Raw genomic sequence first — 21,028 nt, forward strand, 5'->3', positions numbered from 1 at the left:
ATTTAGTGACCATACTGTTGTATCCATTGTATTGCTGCTCCGTATACGCGTTTTCGAGCGTTCTTATCCGTCATATTCAAATCATGACCAGCGCCTTCTATACGGACAAGCTCATGCACAATTTTCCTATTGGAAAGCGAATCGTTGAGCTGTTGGGACTGTGAGAAGTCGACGACTGGATCTGCTGTACCATGTACTATCAGCACAGGGATATCTTTGATGTGTTTTATGGGACTAGACTTGTAAAAGCTAATGTCCAATGGTTGACCTGATTCATAAATATGCCCTGTCATTTTTACAATGACATCTTTTAGCCCGACTTTTTCTGAATAAGCAAGTGTCGTGGTATCAGTTAAATTGACAGGACCACAAAATTCAACAATGGTTTTAATCCGCTTGGACGATGTATAGCCATACAAGAGCGCCAAATGGGCGCCAGAGCTGACCCCGGTCATTGTAAAACCATCTTTACGCGTGTTCCACTCCGAGGAATGGGCTATACAATAATCCAGGGCTTGATCTATATCAGCTAACATTTGTTGATAATGAATAGCCGCATGATCTGCATATCTATGATTGATACTAACAACGGCAATACCATGTTGAAATAAAGTATCCTGATAGTCTCGTATATATTCTTTACCAGCCATTGTCCATGCTCCGCCATGGATCAGCAGGACAAAAGGTGTATTTTTATTCCTTTTAGCTGGAAGGAATACATCCATGATCTGGCGTTCGTGCTTGCCATAAGCAACATCCATTAGCCGGCTTTCTTGTTGTTGAGGGAGCTGTTGTATAGGTTTGCTGCTTTTGCATCCAAATAAGGTTAACAAACTGATCAGTAATAGCAGATTTCTTTTCATTGTTACAATATTTTAGTCAGTTATTTATTTAATTTTTCATTGTCGGCAGCCCGCAGTTCTTTTTTGAGAATTTTACCGGTTGCGGATATAGGCAATGCATTGGCAAAGTGGATCACACGGGGATATTTATATTTCGCCAAACGATCTTTTGTCCAACAGATCAGCTCATCTTCGGAGATTTCCTCCTGCTCTTTTAGAACTACAACTGCTTTTATTTCCTCCCCAAGTTTTTCATCGGGGATACCTATAACAGCAACTAGAGAAATTGCTGGATGTTTCATCATAATTTCTTCTATCTCTCTTGAGTAGACATTCATACCTCCACGAATGATCATATCTTTTGTCCGATCCACAATAAAGTAGAAACCTTCGTCATCCCGATAAGCTACATCACCCGAATGCATCCAACCATTCTCAATGGCTTCTTCTGTTGCGGTATGTTTATTATAATAACCTTTCATAACATTATGTCCCCTGAAAACCAGTTCCCCGGTCTCATAGTTCGGTAGGGTATTGCCATCCTGATCTATAATTTTCACATCTACGCCCCATACCGGGAGTCCAATAGATCCTGGCTTGAAGCCTAAACGGATATCATTAAAAGTGACGACCGGAGAGCCTTCACTCATTCCATACCCTTCAATCACTTGAACATTGAACCGATCCTGAAAATCTTGTAATACTTTGACCGCTAGGGATGCCCCTCCAGAGACGCAGAGTCGTAAACTGTTACTGATATCTTCGTCCCTAAGCTGTTGATGGTGGAAGTTGAGTAGCGCCCAATACATGGTAGGAACACCAGCAAAAACTGTGATGTTTTGTTGTACAATGATTTCCATAATAGTCTGCGGATCAAATCGAGGTACCAGAACATGTTTTGCGCCCCTATAGATCCCGGCATTCATCAGTGTTGTCATTCCAAAGATGTGAAATAGGGGCAATACCAGTAATTGTACGTCACGATTACTTGTTTCAAAGAGATCCGCAACGAGCTGAGCATTGCAGAACAGATTGAAATGAGTAAGTTCTGCACCTTTTGGGAGGCCAGTCGTCCCGGATGTATAGACTAAAACAGCAGTGTTATCTGCTCCAGTCTGTGCACTCGTAAACTCGTTGGAATGGCTTTTTATAAAATTGTTGTAATGCATGATCCGTTCGTCAACAAATTGGATATTTTGATCTAGTGTAATGAAATGTGTGCATTGAGATGCCTTGTTGAACGCATAAAAACATTGATCGGCGATAGGTAAAGTTTCTTCGTTCGAGTAACAGAAATATACTTTTGCATTGCTGTCATCCAAGTGATATAGGATCTCATCCTTTTTCAATAAAATATTTAGTGGAACAACAATAGCGCCCAGTTTAAGTACAGCATAATAGATCACTGGAAAATCGATGATATTTGGTACGGACATCGCGATTTTGTCGCCAGAGATTAATCCGATATTTTTTAATGCATTGGCTAGACGGTTTACCTGTTGATTCAATTGCGTGTAACTCATTTCTATTTTGCCATCGGAGATAGCAACATGGTTTGCATAGCGTCTTGCAGAATCTTCAAGAATTAAAGATAGATTAAACATACATTTATAACTGGTTAGTTTTAAGTACTCTAAAAGGAGTCTCCTAATGTGTTATAAAGTTATGTTAACATAGTAAATTGTATTGTATCGAAACGGAAATGCTTTGATACGAAATGGGAGTATTTTAATGCGCTGAATTTAGCCTATCTTGTAATGGGGAGGTGCCGAAAAAACGTTGATACAAGCCAGAGAAATGCCCTCTATTACTATAACCTATTATTTGGCTGATTGTTGCAATAGGTAGGTCTGTGGTTCTAATAAGTTCACGGGCTTGTTCAAGACGTAGTTTGATATGGTATTGATGAATCGGTAAACCATATATTTTCTTGAAATTTTTCTTAAGATCATATTCGTTTAACCCGACTTTTCTACTAAGCAGTTTGATTGAGAGCGTTTTGTTGATATGATTCTGTACAATCTCATGAGCATTATTTATCGCTGAAAGATGCCGATTGGATATATCGTCAAAGTGGAGATCTATTTCTTTGGTACGCAGATAATCGATCCAGTAATAAATGAATTCCAGCATTTTGCTTTCTAACAACATTGCGCTGGGAATATCATCCGGACTCAACGTTAATATTTGCTTCTGTAGGTTGATGATGTTATTATTGTAACAGTATTTTTCAAAATGATCTGGAAATCGGCCATTATGGAGATTGAGGTATTTTTCAGGAATAAAAAAACGGAAACCATCCACTTCAGTGATTTCCCATTCAAATCTTTTGTCACCTTCAATTGAAGCGGAATGTATTTGCCCGCTTTTGTTGACGCGAAAATCTATTAATCCTTTTTTGCCCACTTGATCCTTTGAGATAAACATAGATTCTTCCTTAAATTTCCATTTCCCTCTAAAATAATGGATATCGTTGCGGATATACAACTGTAGGGCACCCTCTCCAACATTTTCTGGAAACATAAGGTTTATCGAGTTCCATGCACAATTATTCCCAAAGCTGTAGTTGTTGGTCAATGTAGCTGCAAAATCTGCAGGGTCGATGTAAGGCAATTTAAGTTCCATTTTCTTAACAATTGGTTTATTTCGGTATTAAGCTAATGATTCTGCTGTTGCTAATATAAACATTTTCAGTGGATTAAAAGATGTTGTAAAAGTAAGAATTTTCATCACCGGTGTATGTGATCGTCCCTGCTGGATGCAAATTAATTCATATATGGAGTCTAATTGCAAAACTAAGGTCAAAGTCGTGATGTGAAATGTTGAAGAAAATTCATAGATTCATGGTAGTTTGGGATAAGGCTGCCGAAATCTATTTTTAAACGCCCTGGAAATGAAGATTTATATGCTTATTTCTAGTATACAAAAGAAGAGTTAGAGGAGATAATTGCTAGGGTAGAAAGCGACAAGGAAATAGAAATAATAAAAGTAACTAAGCTTACGAATAAAGATCAATCGATCCTATTTTGTGAAATTCGAAAACCTATTTATATCGCAGATAAAGAGTATTTAAAAAAAAACGAAAAAAAGGTGAATCCACGGATTATTGTCTCTTCGTTCTTTCAGATCTCAGGATAACTGGGGAACGCTATTGATTAAATTTTTATTTACTGGCGTAATAACAACTTTGACTGTAAAGACGCTGTAAATTTGCAGTCGAAAGCCAGCTATATTTTGCGAGTATAAATTGTTTGAATTGGTAGAACGCTACGAATTCAACTCCTGAATCGGAGCGAATGGGATTCTCGGCCACGTAGTTATGTGCAATTTGATGTACCCTCTTGCAGATCAGATTGCATTCTTCCTGTTGTTGCTTATTTAGATTAGGAAATTTAATTTCCAGCCTTTCATTTATAGGTTTTAACCAATTTTTTCCAAATTCCATGGATAGTTGGAGTCCATAATTTAATATTTCAATTGATAGGTTCATTTGAGCCATAAATCATAATAAGTTTGTTGATCTAGTTTTGTTTTTGCTCGCTATAGAGGCTTACTTGTATAGGTTCTTGATTAGCTTTTTATATACCATAACTAAAATAACAATTTATCCTTAAAAACATGCTGCCAGCTCTAAAACAATTCAAACGAAAATCCATATATCCACATTTCTGGAAATCAGGCATTGGACGACTATCTCGTTTTCAAGACTAGAAATGTGATTAACTATGAATATTAGATTAGGTTTTGTTCAAATTAATAATGAATTATGTTAAGTTATATTGCAGCGATCTGCCTGGTTTTCTTGGGAATAATGCTTAAATATTCCTCTCAAGACAGTTATAGGCCATTAAGAAAATATTGTATTTTTTTATGATTGGAGGGTTGTTTTCCCTACTTTATAACCTATTTCAATTACTTTAGATGATATACAAAATTCTACTTTTGTTTAACACGGTCGTAAGCCATGTTCAAGAGGTAACATGCATAGCCTATGTCTGTTTATTGTGAAGGTGAAAACTTATCCATCCTGAATTTTTAAGTACATGATGATCCTTAATTTTTCTTTCAAGCATCAGGGATTGTTTTAGCTCTTTATTTAATAAGATGTCCAATAAGCCATTACTGTGTACATGTGCAAACTCTCTTCCCTTATAATTAAACTGAGTCCCACCATATTTATGTATTCCAATCGTAGTTTCGGGCATCCGCGCCACATCTTCTTCCAGTTCATCGATCCAATCCAGTAATTCGGGTTTGGTAAAAAACATCCAAAATCTCATCAGACTATCAAATATAATGGCGACTAAAGGGATATCCTTTAAAAAACTAGCTCTTTTCACTACAAAAGAAAACATAGACTATCTCTCACTTAATAACTTAATATGCTCCATTACTCTTATATCTGCATCTTTGGGCATCAATGAAGACAAGAAGCCAATGACTAGGAATGTGAAAATGCTGGCTGTTAAAATTCCTTGAAGTGTTTTGGAATTTAGTGCTCTATATAGCGTTTCTTTCAAATTCATTGTATTTGATCGTTTATTCTGGTCTATTAAAAATGAGGTGTTTAGTTAAAACTGTGGTGTGGTTTGTATCTTTTTTACAATTTAGTAAGAATTTAAGAGATTGATGATCTAAAAATTACGATACCGATTATTTTTTTCGTAAAAACCAACCGTACAAATCTTATTTAAACCCCTATAGTATACAAATTATCTGATTGATCCTGAGTGTGATATATGTTATATCAATCTCTTGTGTTGATTTTTTGCTAATAATATTAGTATTTTTGAGTGCGGCAACTACCGAAAATAAAAGTCGTGCGGAATGGCTGGATAGCGAATTGAAAAACATGGAAAGGAGTATAGTACATTGTGATCTAGATACATTCTTTGTATCTGTCGAGCGTTTGCAGAATAGCAAGCTTATTGGAGTACCTGTGCTCATAGGGGGGAGCAGTGACCGTGGGGTAGTTGCATCCTGTTCCTATGAGGCCCGTAAGTTTGGCGTACATTCCGCTATGCCGATGCGGCTAGCCATGCGTATGTGTCCCGAAGCGATTGTGGTGCGGGGGGATCATGATATGTACAGTCAGTATTCCAGTATCGTGACGCAGATTATCGAAGAGGAGACACCCATTGTTGAAAAAGCAAGTATAGATGAGCATTATCTTGATGTCTCGGGAATGGATCGCTTTTTTGGCTGTTGGAAATGGACACAAGAGCTTCGCCAGCGGATTATCAAAGAAACAGGATTGCCCATCAGCTTCGGATTATCCGTCAACAAGACCGTTTCCAAGATCGCGACGGGGACAGCCAAGCCCTGTGGCGAAAAGCAAGTTCAAGGCGGTACCGAAAAAGGATTTCTAGCTCCACTGTCCATCCGCAAGATCCCCATGGTCGGGGATAAATCTTTTACCCTGCTGCGTAATATGGGGATCTCCAAGATCGGAACCTTACAGCAGATGGAAGTATTCACGATGCAGAAAGTCCTCGGCGAGAATGGGATCAACATCTGGCGTAAAGCCAATGGTCTGGACGATTCATTGGTCGTACCTTTTCGTGAACAAAAGTCCATGTCCAAGGAAAACACCTTTCAGCAGGATACCATCGATATGGATGTACTTCGCCGCACCTTGATCAGCATGGTCGATACACTGGCCTTCGATCTGCGGAAAGATCAGAAGCTGACGAGTTGTGTCACCCTTAAGATCCGCTATAGCAATTTCGATACCCATACCCAGCAGCTGCAGGTCGGTTATACCAACTCCGATCGAAAGTTAACGGAAGTTGTGCTCTCCCTTTTTAAGAAACTGTATAGCCGCAGGATGCTGATACGGCTTATCGGGATCAAGTTCTCAGGACTGATCTACGGTTCCTATCAGACCCATCTTTTTGATGATAGTGCCGACGAAGTCAACCTGATGCAGGCTATGGACAAGATCCGAAAACGTTATGGTGCCGAATTTCTGATGAAAGGTATCTGTGCACCGTTACCTGAGAAAGGAGGGGAGTATGCTCTTAAATCTACATAGTTACTTTAGCCTACGATTTGGCACACTGAGTCTACAGGATCTTATTTCGGGGATGCTGGCAGGTGGTTATGATACTGCAGTTTTGACCGATATCAACAACAGTTCGGGATCGCTGGATTTTATTAAAATGGGGCGTGAGGCTGGACTCAATCTCCTTGCAGGCATGGAATTCCGTGATGGTGATCAGCTTTGTTTCATCGCCATCGCCAAGAACGAACAGGGATTTCGGGAGATCAACGAATATCGGACCAAGCTCAATATGGAAAACCGTGCCACACCCGAGTGTGCACCCGAGTTTGAACAGGTCTTTGTGATCTATCCCTTTAGCCGGATCAATACATTTCAATTGCGGGACTTTGAATACATTGGTATCCGCCCAAGTGAGCGCACCCGCGCGCAACTGCTGGAGCGGAAGCTGCTTGACCGCTGTGTGATCTTCGCACCCGTTAGTTTCCGCCGAGCTGATTATACCCTGCATCGGCAACTACGAGCTATTGACAACAATCTGTTGATATCCCAATTGGAAAGGGAGCAGGTCGCTGCCGAAGATGAAGTCTTTGTTGCTAAGGTCAAGCTGATGCAACTATTTTCCGAGTTACCACAACTGCTGACCAATACCAACCGTATACTAGGACAATGTTCCTTCAGTTTTGATTTTACTAGTGTCAAGAATAAAGCGACCTTTACCGACAATCGCTACAACGATAAGCAGCTATTGCATAAGTACTGCATGGAGGGATTTATCAGACGTTATGGCCGAAATGATAGCTTTGCTGCCGATCGTATCCAGCGCGAACTTGAAATCATTGAAAACCTGCGTTTCTCGAGTTATTTCCTTATTACCGATGATATCTGTCGCCATGCGCGTAGTCGTAGTTTTCATTACGTAGGCCGTGGATCAGGAGCAAATTCTGCCGTGGCCTATTGCCTCGGGATTACGGATGTTGATCCCATAGCCCTCAACCTTCCTTTTGAGCGTTTCCTCAATCCGAAGCGGAAGAGTCCACCCGATTTTGATGTCGACTTTAGCTGGAATGAGCGGGACGAAATGTATGCGTATATTTTTAACAGTTATCAGACCGGTCATACAGCATTGATGGGTGCCATGAGTACATTTCGGTCGCGTAGTATCTTACGTGAACTCGGTAAGGTATACGGTCTGCCCAAAACAGAGATCGACCGACTGGTGCACGAGCCGGAGCATATGCTCAATAAAAATGAAGTCACGAATACTATTTTGAGCGTGTATAACCGCATGGCCGATTTTCCCAATCAACGAACCATTCATGCCAGTGGGGTACTGATTTCCGAGGAGCCGCTGACATGTTATTCTGCCATGGACAATCCACCCAAAGGACTACCCACCATGCAGTTTGATATGTATGTTGCCGAAGATATCGGTTTTGAAAAATTTGATATCCTTTCCCAGCGCGGTATCGGCCATATCAAAGATTGCTGCACCATTGTTCGGGAGAACCTGGGCGTTGTCATTGACACCGACAATCCAAAGCGCTTTTTCGAGGACGACAATATTGCCGCACAGCTCAAATCAGCCAATACCATTGGCTGCTTCTACGTCGAAAGCCCGGCCATGCGACAGCTACTGACCAAGCTGCGCTGTGACGATTACCTGACCCTGGTGGCAGCCTCATCCATTATCCGCCCTGGTGTCGCCAGTTCAGGCATGATGGGTGAATACATCCGTCGCCATCACGATCCCAGCACAGTAGTCTATCCACACCCTGTATTCAAGGAACAGCTTGAAGAGACTTACGGGGTTATGGTGTATCAGGAGGATGTAATGAAAATCGCCAATGCCTATGGTGGGCTTGATATGGCCGACTCCGATGTGCTGCGACGTATGATGTCGGGCAAATATCGCAACAAAGACCATCTACTTGAGATCGAGGACAAGTTCTTTTCCAACTGCAAAACCAAAGGCTATGATGAAAAAATCAGCTGGGAGATCTGGCGGCAGATGGAAAGCTTTGCCGGATACTCGTTTAACAAGGCACACTCTGCATCCTATGCGGTAGAGAGCTACCAGAGTCTGTTTCTCAAGACCTATTACCCATTGGAGTTTATGGTTGCTGTACTGAACAATTATGGTGGTTTTTACAATCGTAAGGTCTATGTCAATGAAGCGCGCGTATCTGGTGGTACCATTTGCCTGCCCTGTGTCAATCAGTCGATTTTCAATACCTCGATCAAGGGTAAGGATATCTATCTCGGTTTTGATTGTCTGCAGCATCTGGAAGAGAAATTAGCCCATCGGATTATAGCCGAACGTGAGCGAAATAGTATGTATCAGAGTATGGAGGACTTTGTCAAAAGGACGCAGGTTGGGCTCGAACAGGTTATTATTTTGATCCGTGTAGGAGCTTTGCGGTTTACGGGGCTAGGGAAGAAGGAATTGCTGTGGGAGGCCCACCTGTTGATGAGCAGACACAAGCCCGCTGGGGTAGGTATGGCCCTGTTTGAGACCGAGAGCCGCAAACCGATTCTTCCTCCTTTGGAAGAAGATATCCTGGAGGACTATTACGATGAGATGGAGCTCATTGGTTTTTGTGTGACAGGGACGCTCTTTGACCTTGCCAAAAGCGATTACCGTGGTGATATGCCATCCAAGGAACTCCATTTTCACAAGGGTAAAATTGTACGCGTTGTCGGCGATTTTGTCTGTGAGAAATTTGTGAAGACCAAGCGTGGCGACCAGATGAAATTCGGAACCTTCCTGGACACTGAAGGGCATTTCTTTGATACCGTACATTTCCCACAAACACTCGTAAAATATCCCCTAAGAGGAGCGGGGATCTATCTGATCGAGGGCAAGGTCATTGTCGAATATGGATGTCCATCCATTGAAGTTATCCGCTGTGCGAAGATGCCTTTAAAACCCGATCCGAGGAGTGAGTAAAATAGCTTAGTTAATTCGAATATATAAAATCTTAAAGCGTGTACGACAGCACTATATTGCTTCCCATCCTAGCATTTATACGGCAGGAGAGAAACTGTATTTAATACATTTGCGATTTTCTTGTTAACCGCTGATTGCTCTGCCAGATAAAAATCCTTGTCAAAATTTGAATGACAAGGATTAATTTCTGATCAGATCTTATATTAATCAATGGTAATGTTATTGATTGCTCTTTCGAGTGATGTCTCCATTATTCCGGGAATTGAAAGACCTTCTGCGCGGAAAACACTGATGTCAGAAACACCGTAAAAGCCAAAGATATTTTTGATGTAAGGAATATTGGAGTCGTATATTTGGTAAGGGCCTTCCGAATAGATATTTCCAGAGGTAAAAGCGATGTAAAGCTTCTTGTCGTTTAACAAGCCCTTTGGCCCATTTTCATCATATTTGAAAGTATATCCTGCCCTTGAAGTAAAATCGAAGTAAGCTCTCAGAGTCGCGGGAACCGAAAAATTGTACATTGGAGAATCAATGACAATAATGTCAGCTTCCTTTAATTCCGAAATTAAATCTTCCGAATATTTGCTGATTGATTGCTGTTCTTCAGAATGATTTTCAGCGGGTGTAAAAAACGTATTTATATGCACCTCCTCTAAAAGTGGAACTTTACTTTTTGTAAGATCGCGTTCTTTTACAATGCTATCGGAATACTTTTCCTGAATTTTTTGAATAACAGCAATTCCTAATTTTCTACTTGCAGATACCTCCGCTCTTGGACTTGAAATAATGTGAAGTATGTTTTTCATTTTTCTTTGTTAAAATTTCTTTAACAAAATTATGTATATTAGCTTATTAAAAGTTAGTAGTAATCAAAAGGTTAGTAGTAACCTTTAGGTTAGTTTAAAGTCGAATCTCATGGAAAATACAATTCATTTAGAGGAGCCCATTACAGCTACAAAATGTTCCGAAAATCTTTCCTCTGTTGAAGATGCAATTTATGTTATCGGTGGAAAATGGAAATTAAAGATTATTATTGTTCTGCAGGAAAACGGGAATATCAGATTTAATGAGCTTCAAAGAAATATTAAGGGGATCTCCGCGCGAGTGCTTTCAAATGAACTGAAAGACCTTGAATTAAACGGTTTTGTCAAAAGAGTTGTGCATGCTGAGCAAACGCCAGTGGTTGTAGAGTATATTTCCACAGATTACAGCAGAACCCTAAAAAACGTTATTATAGCACTTTCGGATTGGGGAAAAATGCATAAACAAAATATTCGGACAGAAACATTTTTAAATCAATAAAATTAAACTGTCAGCTTATGATGAATATTTCTATGATGAAGTTGTTTTTGATTTTTGCTTTTCAAAACCAACCTCCTGTCTGCCAGACTGCCTACGATATGAAATGAAAATAGTGATGATCTTGTCCAAGATCATCCTACAGAAACAGGATGCTATATTTTTGCCTGCACAAACTCGCCTTTTTCACTGACAGCTTTATTACCCCACTCTGTAATAGCCTCCAAAACCGGAACAAATGATTGACCAAAATCGGTTAATTTATAGATGACTTTGATAGGAGGTTTTTTACCATATACTTCCCTGGACACTAACCCATCTTTTTCCAGTTGTTTCAACTGCAAGCTCAATGTCATTTCTGTAACGGATGGCATTTCTTTACGAAGTTCACTATACCTCTTGGCCTCGTCCTTTAAATGATACAGAATAACCGCTTTCCATTTTCCTCCCACTAAATCCATTGTCAAACTCACCGTACAAGGGTAGCTCTTCTCATTCAGTTTTACATAATCACTGGTACATTCAATTTTCATTTTGTTTTTTTTTGCAGCTATCTATTTTGATAGTTATTGCAAATCTACTTTGCTAAAATTAGTTTTGCAACTATAAAAATTATAGTTAATTAAAATAATGAACAATGATATCAAAATTAAAAAAACAAGACGCTTTGGAGTACGATGATCGACCAATAATCACCGTCGTTGGTGTGCTGGGCAAACAAGGCTTGAGCGCCGCTCGTTCACTTGTGGAAAGTGGACTTTATCGGGTACGAGGCATTACCCGCAGGGTCAATTCAGCAGAAGCGATTAAGCTGGCAGAGCAGGGAGTTGAACTGCTGAATCTGCCTCTTGATCTTGGCTATAAAAAGGCTTTTATAGAAGTATTTAAGGGTTCTTATGGCGTTTTCTTGATGACGCCAAACATTGCCCCGCCAGCTACCCACGAATTTGAATTAGGGAAAGAGTTGGCGGATGCTGCCGTGGAAGCTGGTGTACAGCATGTTATTTTCAGCAGTTTGGAAAACGTGGATAAAATATCAGGCGGAAAATTGTTTGCCCCTCATTTTACAGACAAGGCCAGGGTCGAAGAATATATCCGAACGCTGCCCGTGACAAGCTCGTTTATTTACATGGCTTTCTTTTTCACAAATCTGCTTGAATTTTATACGCCGCAAGTAAAAGGAGACAGCCTTGTGTTCCCGATTTATTTACCCAAAGATTTTCGGGCGCCATTTGTTGATCCGCTTACAGCTACCGGAGCAGCAGTTCTGGAAATATTTTCCAATCCTGTTGAATACTCAGGTAAGTCCCTTCCAGTCGTAGGAGATATGATCTCCCCTGGGGAAATAGTGGAAACTTTCACAAAAGTTACAGGCAAAAAGGCTGAGTATGCCTCGGCACATACAAAAGAGGACATGCTTAAACACTTTCCAGAATTTGAGGCAAATGATGATTTGGTGAGGGAGATTTTGGGTATGGCAAGTTACGTTATTGAGTATGGGTATTACGGTAAGGAACGTGATCTGGAATGGAGTAGACAGGTAAATCCTCAAAGCTTTACATGGGAGCAATTTCTTCGCAATACAGGTTGGAAAGGTCAAAAACTTTTGTTTTGATTACACTTCATTCTAGACATCAACTCAGATGGAAAGCATTACAGCAAAAAATAGCTACATATTTTTCGAGGTGTGATAATTTCGAAAAAACCGCAAATACCTACGGATGATAATTTGTCTCCAGCGAATTATAATTCGTTTAATTTCCTATAGGTTTTACAGTTAAATTTGAGTATAAAATAAAGCTGACATTGTCAATTAGTATATTTCATTTTAGAATAATCATACATGAAGAAACTATTATTACTAGCCATTTTACCTTTAATTTTTTCTTGCAAAAGTCATGAAAAAATAGATTTAGCGACATTGAACTTAAACGAGCCGATTGAAAAAATCAGCAGCTTTGATGACGCATTATTGATTGGTGTAGAAACTGTTGAGTATCCTTTTAGTTTGTTGTTGGAAGTTGAGAAATCGAAGAGATATAGTTTCGATGGAATTAATTTGGAAGGCCAGCGGATTATTTTTCAAATCGAATCGGAGAAACTGAAAACAGATAGCATTACACGCCTTGGTGGCGGACATATCGACATCAAGCAAGCTAAAAATACCAAAGAGTTAAATGAAGCTTTAAAAAATTACGATGCAAAGCGTAAAATCTATGGTGTAAGAATTGAGTTGAAAACGCCAGAAATACAGACCAATATCTTAAAGAAACTAGAGACTAAATATGGTAAGGGTACTAAAAATCCAAATACCGACAACGGTTTGTACTGGAATATAAAGACCCAAAATAAATTTATTTTTTATGCTCCAGACTACAGCAGGTTAATCCTACTGAACAATACCGATCTGTCTAAAACTTGCTACTGGGATATTATGAATGGTTTAATTGATTTTGGCGGATGCAATAATGAAAAATACATGGCAGACTTGATGAAAAATGCGACTAAGCCAGAAGATGTGAAAGAGAAACCTACGATAAAAATTGAGAAGGATTGGAACATTAATGGAGTGATTGTGGGTAGAACAACGGAAGAAGACTTTTTAAAATCAGCCACAAACAAACGTTTTGAACGAATAATAGAACTTGATGGTACTACCGGAAAAACGAACGAAATCTATTATCAGAATAACTATCACGATTTCTATTTTTATTTTGCTGCAAGCAAAAGCAATCCCGATAATCCAAAGGAAAACTTCATTAATGGCTACGCCATCAACGACTTTAGAAAGGTGGATATCACATTTGACAATGGCCTAAAACCAGGTTTAAAATTTGAAGAAGTGCTAAAGTTGTTAAAAAAGCTGAAAATAGCCTATCACCCGGTTGATTTCGTCAATTATATCGAAATTAAAACTTCACCCTATAAAGTGACCTTAAATTTTAATGATAAGATGTTGCTTAATGGAATGTTTATTAAATAGCTTTGTGAGCAGTTTTGCCGAAGAGGCAAAGAAACCGATTTTTATAAATTGTTGCAAAATCAAACGCATGAAAAAGATTAAAAAGTTCCTTTTACCGGTTATCATCCTAGGTCTAATAGCTCTAGCTTTCGTTTTGTTAACCAACAGTAACGTAACAACCCAAACCGAAAAGCTGATTTTCACCAAACTTAAAGATGTGCCAAAAACGAAGGTAGTCATCATTTTTGGCGCTGGTATAAACGGAGATCAACCCAGTAGGTATTTAAAAGATCGGTTGGATGCTGGGATTTCACTGTACAAAAATAATAAAGTGGATAAAATATTGCTGTCGGGAGATAACGGAAGAGATGAATACGATGAGCTCACGGTAATGAAGTTATATTGTCAGAAAAACGGTGTCGATACCACAAAAATTTTCATTGACTATGCTGGGTTTGATAGCTACTCGACTATGTACCGTGCAAAACATATTTTTCATGTTGATACAGCAATCTTGGTATCTCAGAAATACCACCTGAACAGATGTATTTATCTAGGCGATAAATTGGGCATAAAATCATTCGGCTATAGTGCAGATAGGGGTGTTTATCCAGGTTATAAATACTATGCATTTCGGGAAAAACTATCCGTCACCAAAGCCGTTTTGGATATTATAAGGGGCAGAAAACCAAAGTATCTAGGTGAACCGGTTGATGTAAATGGAAAATCAAATTATACGAAAGAATAGCTTATGAGATACCTTCTTTTCTTCGCATCACTTATGTTTTTAGGTTGTAATCCTATCCCTAAAAAAGATAAACACCCAGATGTGCCTCAACTGATTGAGTTGCTAAAAGATGAAAGCAAGTTCAGAAAAGTTACTGATATGACTGGCTTAAGTAGGCTAGTTTTTTTAAACGACGATAGAATACTTTTAAAGCCCGACAACAGTAACTCGCCCGTAAAGATTATTGATGTAGATAAAAATATGCTTTTTGAAAAGATTTACGATTGGGAAAAGCCATTTTACATCGATAAACAAGGAAATCTATATTTCAACGGCAAGAAGTTTTTCTATCCAGATTATGGAAAACAAGAAGATTTTAAAACGGTGGTTATTGCAGATAGCCTGCGCAAAAAATCAGAAGAATTGAAAGATCTGAACGACAGCTTGCAGATGAACGCTTTAAATAAATACGAGGTAGAAATGCTGAAACCGTATGGGCTCAAACCTTGTCCCTACACGATCGTGAACACAGAGCGCTGCGATGTATTTCAAGTGATCAACCAGACCTTGGTCGTTAGACAAACAGATCTTTTTAAAAGCGAACTTGATATGGCAAAAACTGAAATTCCTAAATTCGATGACGATGTTTTGATTGGTTGGCGCAATGGCAAACTGCCCAGTCCGGATTATTTAGCATATTATGAACTGAAAAAACAACGCTTTAAGTGCGATGATATGACAATGCCCAAAACCGTAAAATTAAAAGGCAAACAGTACTTTTTTTCTCCTAGTGTGGGTTTGTACCAAATCTTATTTTAATGCAGTCAATTAAAATCAAATACTATCAAAAAGCTTTTGCGACTGACACTATTTCAATTTGCTTATATCAAGATTTTTGAGTGTTTTTTTCTGTTTTAGCTAGCTCTTCTCTTATACACTTCCTGATCAGCCAAACGATAGCTCTATAAATCAAGTAGAGGAAAAATATACTTAAAACAAGACCAATAATTGGCCAAAAAGTCATTAACCACAGATTGAAATCAATTGTATGCATCCCCAAAGTTAGTTATTTCTTTATTTTATTAAAAAAATATCCAGATTGAAGAAGTGCGGGACACCAACAACAAGATTCTCTGAAAAATAAATACGGATGAAATTATCTAAAGAGATTAAACACCATATTTCGAGAATTGCATAAATTTGAGAAAGGGCCATAACCTTATCAAAACAATATACAACAGACAAATGAATGGTATTCTAAAAGCATTTTTGATTTTATGTGGGATAGGGGGTGTAATTTTTGCAATTTTTGTAGTTTTTTTCTGTATAGCTATTGCCACTTTTGGTGGTTTTGATAAAGATTATTCGGTAACGGAACTAAAAGAAAACTTTGAAGAAAAAAAGGCTGAGATTTATGAAGTCAAAAATTATATAAACAAAATAGTCCCACCTGAAAAATTTGTTCATATAGAATTTGAGAACAATAATACTGTAGGTATTTTTCATGTAGAGGTGGAAGGCAATTTCGAAAATAATTGGGATGTAAAAATTAATTCAGGTAAAGCAGACACCTTATTACAAAAACTTGGTTGGACAACAGAAACTTTAAAAACTCTTAAAGAGAAATTAGATCAAGCAAATTGTATCGGAATTGCGAGTGGAGAGCCGTGTAGAATAAGTTTTCAAAGAAGTGGAATGGGAATGTATTCTTTCAATGTTTTTGACAAACCAATTCCCGATAGCTTAAAAATGCGTTACGACGACGGTTGCATGTACATTAAGGTACATGATAGGCTTGTGCTAGAATATGGTGGCGGTGCGATAGGAAGTCAGTGCTTTTATAATTTAGAATAAAAAAGGCAGCAGCCGACAGCTTAGGATAAACAAATCAGTTTGGCGCTTGCCATAAATTGGGAAACTGTAAAAGTGGATTAAATAAGACTTGTGGAAGAGCATAAGGAGAGAAAACGAGCGTTTGAAAAAATCTTGATGTTACGGTTGTATCCTTTGTTTAAGCAATCCAGAGATTAAAGAAACGTCGTATAATTACCCATTGACCGTTCACTTTTTCAAGCAAAAACGCATTACCATTTCCGCATAAACTACCGCATATATAGTCAACCGGAACATACGCTCTTTTCCTGTTATACGCCATAATAGGGAGATGAAGATAATAAATGCTTTGATTACGGTTCATCCTGTATTTATTGGCGTCATCTACAGCATACGCGGCTTCAATAGCGGCTGGAATTGGGATGACTTCCTTTCTGTCGCTCATCTGATCAAGCATATCCAGAGAGTCTTTGGGTTGATTACCTAGCATTTTCATCAGTTTCTGTGGATCGACATTGTAAAAAACATAATTCCTGTCATGCAAAGAAGAGATAGAATCTCTCTTAAACTTTTGATGGATGAACGCAGTTTGCTCTCCCTCACGTTTCAGCTTGATAGCAGCCGAATCATCAGACAAAATTGTTTTTAAAATAGAAACATAGTCTTGTTGCACTGACTCATCATCGTAGATCTTGTGTTTATGCTTTTGTACAGGTGTCATGCTACTTTTATGCATCGTACAGCCTTGGAGAATAAGAAGAACGAGGATAATGTATAGCTTATTCATTATGCGATTACTTGTTTCTATTTCAGTACTATATCTATGCCAAAATCTCTCACTGACTGTTTTGTCCCAATGCTTGTGAAGCAAAAATAGGTTATTGCTGTTACGAGCTACATGAAAGTGTAGAGCATCCTGCGGTGTCATCATAGCTGGATGGGCGCTTTACAGAAAATTCCGGAAATAGTTCTTGGTATGGATTTTCTAAAGCCTGAGTTAGTTTGAGTAGCATCTCTGTTTTCCCATTACTAATTTCTTCAATACACTGGTAAAGCAGGTAGTTTCTCAGTATAAATTTAGGATTTGTCGTTTTCATTAATTCCAGGGATTCTTCCTTTGAAATTGTATTTGAATGTAGACGGGATTGGTACTGTTGAATGAAGTCTGTAAGTTTTCCGAGCCTTTCTTCATTTAAAATAGTATAAGCTATCGGGCTGAAATGTTCCATTAGATCCGTATCTGGAGTTATTTTTTCTAATTGATGGAAGAATAGAGTATGATCAAATTCCAACTCTTGCATTAAGCCCTGCCAGTTGGTGAAAAAGTCTTCATCCTCTTTTCTGAGCCCGTCAAATCCGAATTTTTTGCAAAGCATTTTGTCATGGGATTCCCAAAAAAAAGTACCAAAATTATTTAGCGTGCTTTCCAGGAATTTTTCATCATTGATTATCGGCTGAAGGACATTTGCAAGTTTCCAGAGGTTCCAGTGTGCAATCTGTCCCTGCTTTCCAAATGCATATCTTCTTCCCGGAAGATCCGTTGTATTCGGAGTGAAATTTAAATTATATTCATCTACCATGGAATAGGGACCATAGTCAATCGTTAAACCTAAGATAGACATATTGTCTGTGTTCATTACGCCATGAACAAAACCTACTCTGAACCATTCTACCATTAAGTCTGCCGTGCGGGTACATACTTTTTCAAAAAAATCTTTATATTTCTGAAGATCGGATGAAACAATTTCAGGAAAGTAATTTTCAATCGTAAAATCAAGCAGATCCTGCAATAACTTGTGTTCACCCTGGGCAAACATCAGTTCAAAATGCCCAAAACGGAGGAAGCTTTCGGCCGTTCTTATCACTACGGCCCCTTTTTCGTGCTGTGGATTACCGTTATACATGATATCCCGAATAACATCTTCTCCTGTAAAGGCCAGACTCAAGGCTCTGGTAGTGGGTACACCTAAGTGATACATGGCTTCACTCATCATGTATTCGCGTACAGAAGATCGCAATACAGCTCTTCCGTCTGCACGTCTTGAATAAGGAGTTGCACCAGCTCCTTTCCATTGGATCTCTGTTTTCTTACCCGCTGCATTGGTAATTTCTCCTGCGAGAATAGCTCTTCCATCTCCTAGCTGTCCTGCCCAGTTACCAAATTGATGTCCAGCGTAAGCTGTCGCGTAGGTCTGAATATTGTCAGGAAGCTGAGATCCCACCAGAAAATTAAGATCTTTTTCTTCAAATTTTCCCAGCCCTATTTCCTCAGAAAGAGCCTCGTTAAAAGTAATTAATTGAGGCTGGTCAAAGCCGGCAGGTTTAATCGTGGCAAATAAAACTTTTGGCGTGCTTCTCTGCATAGGATTATTGGAAAAATCTCCGGGAAATTTTTTGAGGAAAGGTTGTCCGATGTTTTCGATATTCATACCTCAAAGATATTAATTATAAAAGATAAGATCTTCCAAATTATGGAAAGGTCTTGTATATTCTAAAAGAGAAGTTATTAACAGAGTTAAGCGGCAATATTCTGTTTAAATATTTTCCAGATAAATTCCGCGGTGATAAGTGATTCTGACAAAAGTAGATGTGTTTTGCCATGCTGTCAAACTGATAACGAAAGTGATAATGGGCATTATCCGCTGGAGATAAACCCTCGCCTTAACAAATCTGAAATTCTTAGGGATAAACTCCCTGTTCAAGATCTTAGAATAATCTTGAATTTTTAACATAATAGCCGGCAATCAACCGGCCATTATGTTAAAAAATGAATGAAAAAGTTTTTCTAAAAATGCTTGTTCGCCACATCCCACCACAGTCGTGTACCACCGTTATCGGGGCCGTTCAATAGCTGTAAAGCAGCTGTGACAGACTGATTATTACTATCATACTCACGTTGCGGATAAGGCATGCGGCGGATGCCTGGAATTGTAGGTATGGTGTTCCCGCTGAAATTTACAATGTTAGGAAATAAAATGGGATAACCTGTACGACGGTATTCTGCCCAGGCTTCATCACCATCCGGAAACATGGCGATCCATTTTTGTGTTATGATGCGCTCAAGTTTCCTGTCATTCGAGTCTCCGTCCTCCCAGCGGATAGTCATCGTGCTCAAATAAGGAGAGCCAATAGCTACGTTATTTTCACCAGCTTTAATAGCTTTTGGGTCAACATACGCTTTGGGTTTGCTCGTGCTATTATTCTTATAAGCCGTAACCTGGCTGCTTAGTCCATACATTTCGAAGGAACGGTCTATACCGGTTTCGTAGTTGGTCTTTGCTGTTCCTGCATTGGACCAGCCGCGCAGCGCAGCTTCTGCTTTCAAAAACCAGCTTTCAGCGGCGATCATTAATTGCATCTGATTCGGAAAAGCTCGGAGCTTCGAATAGTTTTCATAACGGCTTTTGCCATCTATATTTATACCTGAGCGTATGCCTTTATACTGCCCAGCTACCAGGGGATCCGCTGCAAGGTCAAATAATTTTGCCATGCGTGGATCATCATAACCACCGAGTATGGATTCTACGGGCGCACTCATGCGTGTATCACCCCATGCACCAGTGATGGTATTTAAGGGGTGATCCGTACTGAGCCCGATAATGCAGTTGTCGGCGTTTACCTCAAGTAGTCCACCATTGGCAGGATTGAGTGCTTTTTCACCCTCCGTTTTTGCAATATTGGGTGCTATGGCAACGATACGTATCGCCAGTCGTAGACGCAGCGTATTTGCATAGCGTAGCCAACGCTTATAATTATCCGCTGTATAAGCCATATCAGACTTGGCCATTGCTGCGGATTTTGGATTATTCTGGATATCTTTTAAGATCGTTGTCGCCGTATCCAGGTCCAAAAAGAAGTTTTTGTATGCATTTTCCTGCGAATCGTAATCGATCTGTCCATTTTCATTGGGCATATTATATTTGCTGTAAATAATGGGGCCAACTTTGTCACTAGTGCGATGCATAGCCGATACTTTCAGAAGTTTGGCAAAAGCGAAGATATCCTGAAGCCGTTTATCTTGACGGGTGTCGCGTTCCACACGGAAAAGCGGATTCATGGCTTTGATGTAGCGATCTACAAAAATAGCCTGATACCAGCCTGGTACTAGGCTATAGGTAACGTTATTCGCGTTTCCGACGAAGGGAGTTGGGGGAGTAAGGTATCCCGCATAGGTGTCACTGCAGAGGTTATTGGCCAACTGATATTCACCGACGTTTTCGGGAATAATATCACGTTGTGCCTGGGCCAAAAATGAGGCGACTAGTGCATAGTCAGCATTTGCCTCTTCGTCCGTTACACCTGCAGGATTCGTGTTTAATTCAGTGAAGTTTTTGGTACAGCCCGTTAGCAAGCAGGTAGCGAGCAAGATGCAGATGAATCTGCTATAAGGGAAAAATTTGATTGTATTGTCCAT

Annotated in this window: 17 protein-coding genes; 8 read left to right on the plus strand and 9 right to left on the minus strand. The window is 39.3% G+C overall.

Going from position 1 to position 21,028, the window contains the following annotated elements; translation table 11 throughout:
- Positions 1–2: 2 nt before the first annotated feature.
- The 4 genes from OGI71_RS03025 to OGI71_RS03040 all read right to left on the minus strand — a co-directional run bounded on the left by OGI71_RS03025 (position 3) and on the right by OGI71_RS03040 (position 5,122).
- Positions 3–863, minus strand: a complete 861-nt coding sequence (locus tag OGI71_RS03025) for an alpha/beta hydrolase (RefSeq protein ID WP_282253816.1) — start codon at positions 861–863, stop codon at positions 3–5.
- 20 nt (positions 864–883) lie between these two features.
- Positions 884–2,446, minus strand: a complete 1,563-nt coding sequence (locus OGI71_RS03030; RefSeq protein ID WP_282253817.1) for a long-chain fatty acid--CoA ligase — start codon at positions 2,444–2,446, stop codon at positions 884–886.
- Between the two features lie 124 nt (positions 2,447–2,570).
- Entirely contained in the window at positions 2,571–3,467 is an 897-nt protein-coding gene (locus OGI71_RS03035) for an AraC family transcriptional regulator (protein WP_282253818.1), read from the minus strand.
- A 1,364-nt stretch (positions 3,468–4,831) separates the two neighbouring features.
- Positions 4,832–5,122, minus strand: coding sequence for a luciferase family protein (locus tag OGI71_RS03040; protein ID WP_282253819.1), 291 nt, complete (start codon positions 5,120–5,122; stop codon positions 4,832–4,834).
- A gap of 572 nt (positions 5,123–5,694) precedes the next feature.
- Here OGI71_RS03040 and dinB point away from each other — a divergent pair.
- Positions 5,695–6,876 carry a DNA polymerase IV gene (gene dinB, locus OGI71_RS03045; RefSeq protein ID WP_282253820.1) on the plus strand — a complete coding sequence of 394 codons (1,182 nt, stop codon included), beginning with the start codon at positions 5,695–5,697 and terminating at the stop codon, positions 6,874–6,876.
- Positions 6,857–9,793 (plus strand): DNA polymerase III subunit alpha, encoded by a 2,937-nt coding sequence (dnaE, locus tag OGI71_RS03050; protein ID WP_282253821.1) that lies wholly within the window; start codon positions 6,857–6,859, stop codon positions 9,791–9,793. The genes dinB and dnaE overlap by 20 nt, the downstream gene beginning before the upstream one ends.
- 203 nt (positions 9,794–9,996) lie before the next feature.
- On the opposite strand, the gene OGI71_RS03055 is transcribed toward dnaE, so the two are convergent.
- The gene (locus OGI71_RS03055; protein ID WP_282253822.1) at positions 9,997–10,599 is read right to left on the minus strand and encodes an NAD(P)H-dependent oxidoreductase; all 603 of its coding nucleotides are present in this window, start codon (positions 10,597–10,599) and stop codon (positions 9,997–9,999) included.
- 109 nt (positions 10,600–10,708) lie between these two features.
- On the opposite strand from OGI71_RS03055, the gene OGI71_RS03060 reads away from it, so the two are divergent.
- A complete protein-coding gene (locus OGI71_RS03060; RefSeq protein ID WP_282253823.1) occupies positions 10,709–11,095 on the plus strand; it encodes a helix-turn-helix domain-containing protein in 387 nt (128 codons plus the stop codon).
- A 152-nt stretch (positions 11,096–11,247) separates the two neighbouring features.
- Here the strand turns inward: OGI71_RS03060 and OGI71_RS03065 are convergent, their stop codons facing one another.
- Positions 11,248–11,625, minus strand: coding sequence for a helix-turn-helix domain-containing protein (locus OGI71_RS03065; protein ID WP_282253824.1), 378 nt, complete (start codon positions 11,623–11,625; stop codon positions 11,248–11,250).
- A gap of 104 nt (positions 11,626–11,729) precedes the next feature.
- Here OGI71_RS03065 and OGI71_RS03070 point away from each other — a divergent pair, with 104 nt between their 5' ends.
- The 5 genes from OGI71_RS03070 (at position 11,730) to OGI71_RS03090 (ending at position 16,635) form a co-directional block, all read left to right on the plus strand.
- Complete coding sequence (locus tag OGI71_RS03070) at positions 11,730–12,707, plus strand: NmrA/HSCARG family protein (protein ID WP_282253825.1); 978 nt, start codon at positions 11,730–11,732, stop codon at positions 12,705–12,707.
- 228 nt (positions 12,708–12,935) lie between these two features.
- Positions 12,936–14,075 carry a hypothetical protein gene (locus tag OGI71_RS03075; RefSeq protein ID WP_282253826.1) on the plus strand — a complete coding sequence of 380 codons (1,140 nt, stop codon included), beginning with the start codon at positions 12,936–12,938 and terminating at the stop codon, positions 14,073–14,075.
- A gap of 67 nt (positions 14,076–14,142) precedes the next feature.
- Complete coding sequence (locus tag OGI71_RS03080; RefSeq protein ID WP_282253827.1) at positions 14,143–14,802, plus strand: ElyC/SanA/YdcF family protein; 660 nt, start codon at positions 14,143–14,145, stop codon at positions 14,800–14,802.
- Between the two features lie 3 nt (positions 14,803–14,805).
- Positions 14,806–15,600, plus strand: a complete 795-nt coding sequence (locus tag OGI71_RS03085; RefSeq protein WP_282253828.1) for a hypothetical protein — start codon at positions 14,806–14,808, stop codon at positions 15,598–15,600.
- A 426-nt stretch (positions 15,601–16,026) separates the two neighbouring features.
- Positions 16,027–16,635, plus strand: coding sequence for a hypothetical protein (locus OGI71_RS03090; protein WP_282253829.1), 609 nt, complete (start codon positions 16,027–16,029; stop codon positions 16,633–16,635).
- A gap of 157 nt (positions 16,636–16,792) precedes the next feature.
- Here OGI71_RS03090 and OGI71_RS03095 read toward each other — a convergent pair whose 3' ends face one another.
- From OGI71_RS03095 to OGI71_RS03105, 3 genes are all read right to left on the minus strand, one after another.
- Positions 16,793–17,401, minus strand: a complete 609-nt coding sequence (locus tag OGI71_RS03095) for a hypothetical protein (RefSeq protein WP_282253830.1) — start codon at positions 17,399–17,401, stop codon at positions 16,793–16,795.
- A gap of 100 nt (positions 17,402–17,501) precedes the next feature.
- Complete coding sequence (locus OGI71_RS03100) at positions 17,502–19,043, minus strand: protein adenylyltransferase SelO family protein (protein ID WP_282253831.1); 1,542 nt, start codon at positions 19,041–19,043, stop codon at positions 17,502–17,504.
- 356 nt (positions 19,044–19,399) lie between these two features.
- Entirely contained in the window at positions 19,400–21,028 is a 1,629-nt protein-coding gene (locus OGI71_RS03105; protein WP_282253832.1) for a SusD/RagB family nutrient-binding outer membrane lipoprotein, read from the minus strand.

The sequence above is a fragment of the Sphingobacterium sp. ML3W genome, assembly GCF_029542085.1.
Taxonomy (GTDB): Bacteria; Bacteroidota; Bacteroidia; order Sphingobacteriales; family Sphingobacteriaceae; genus Sphingobacterium.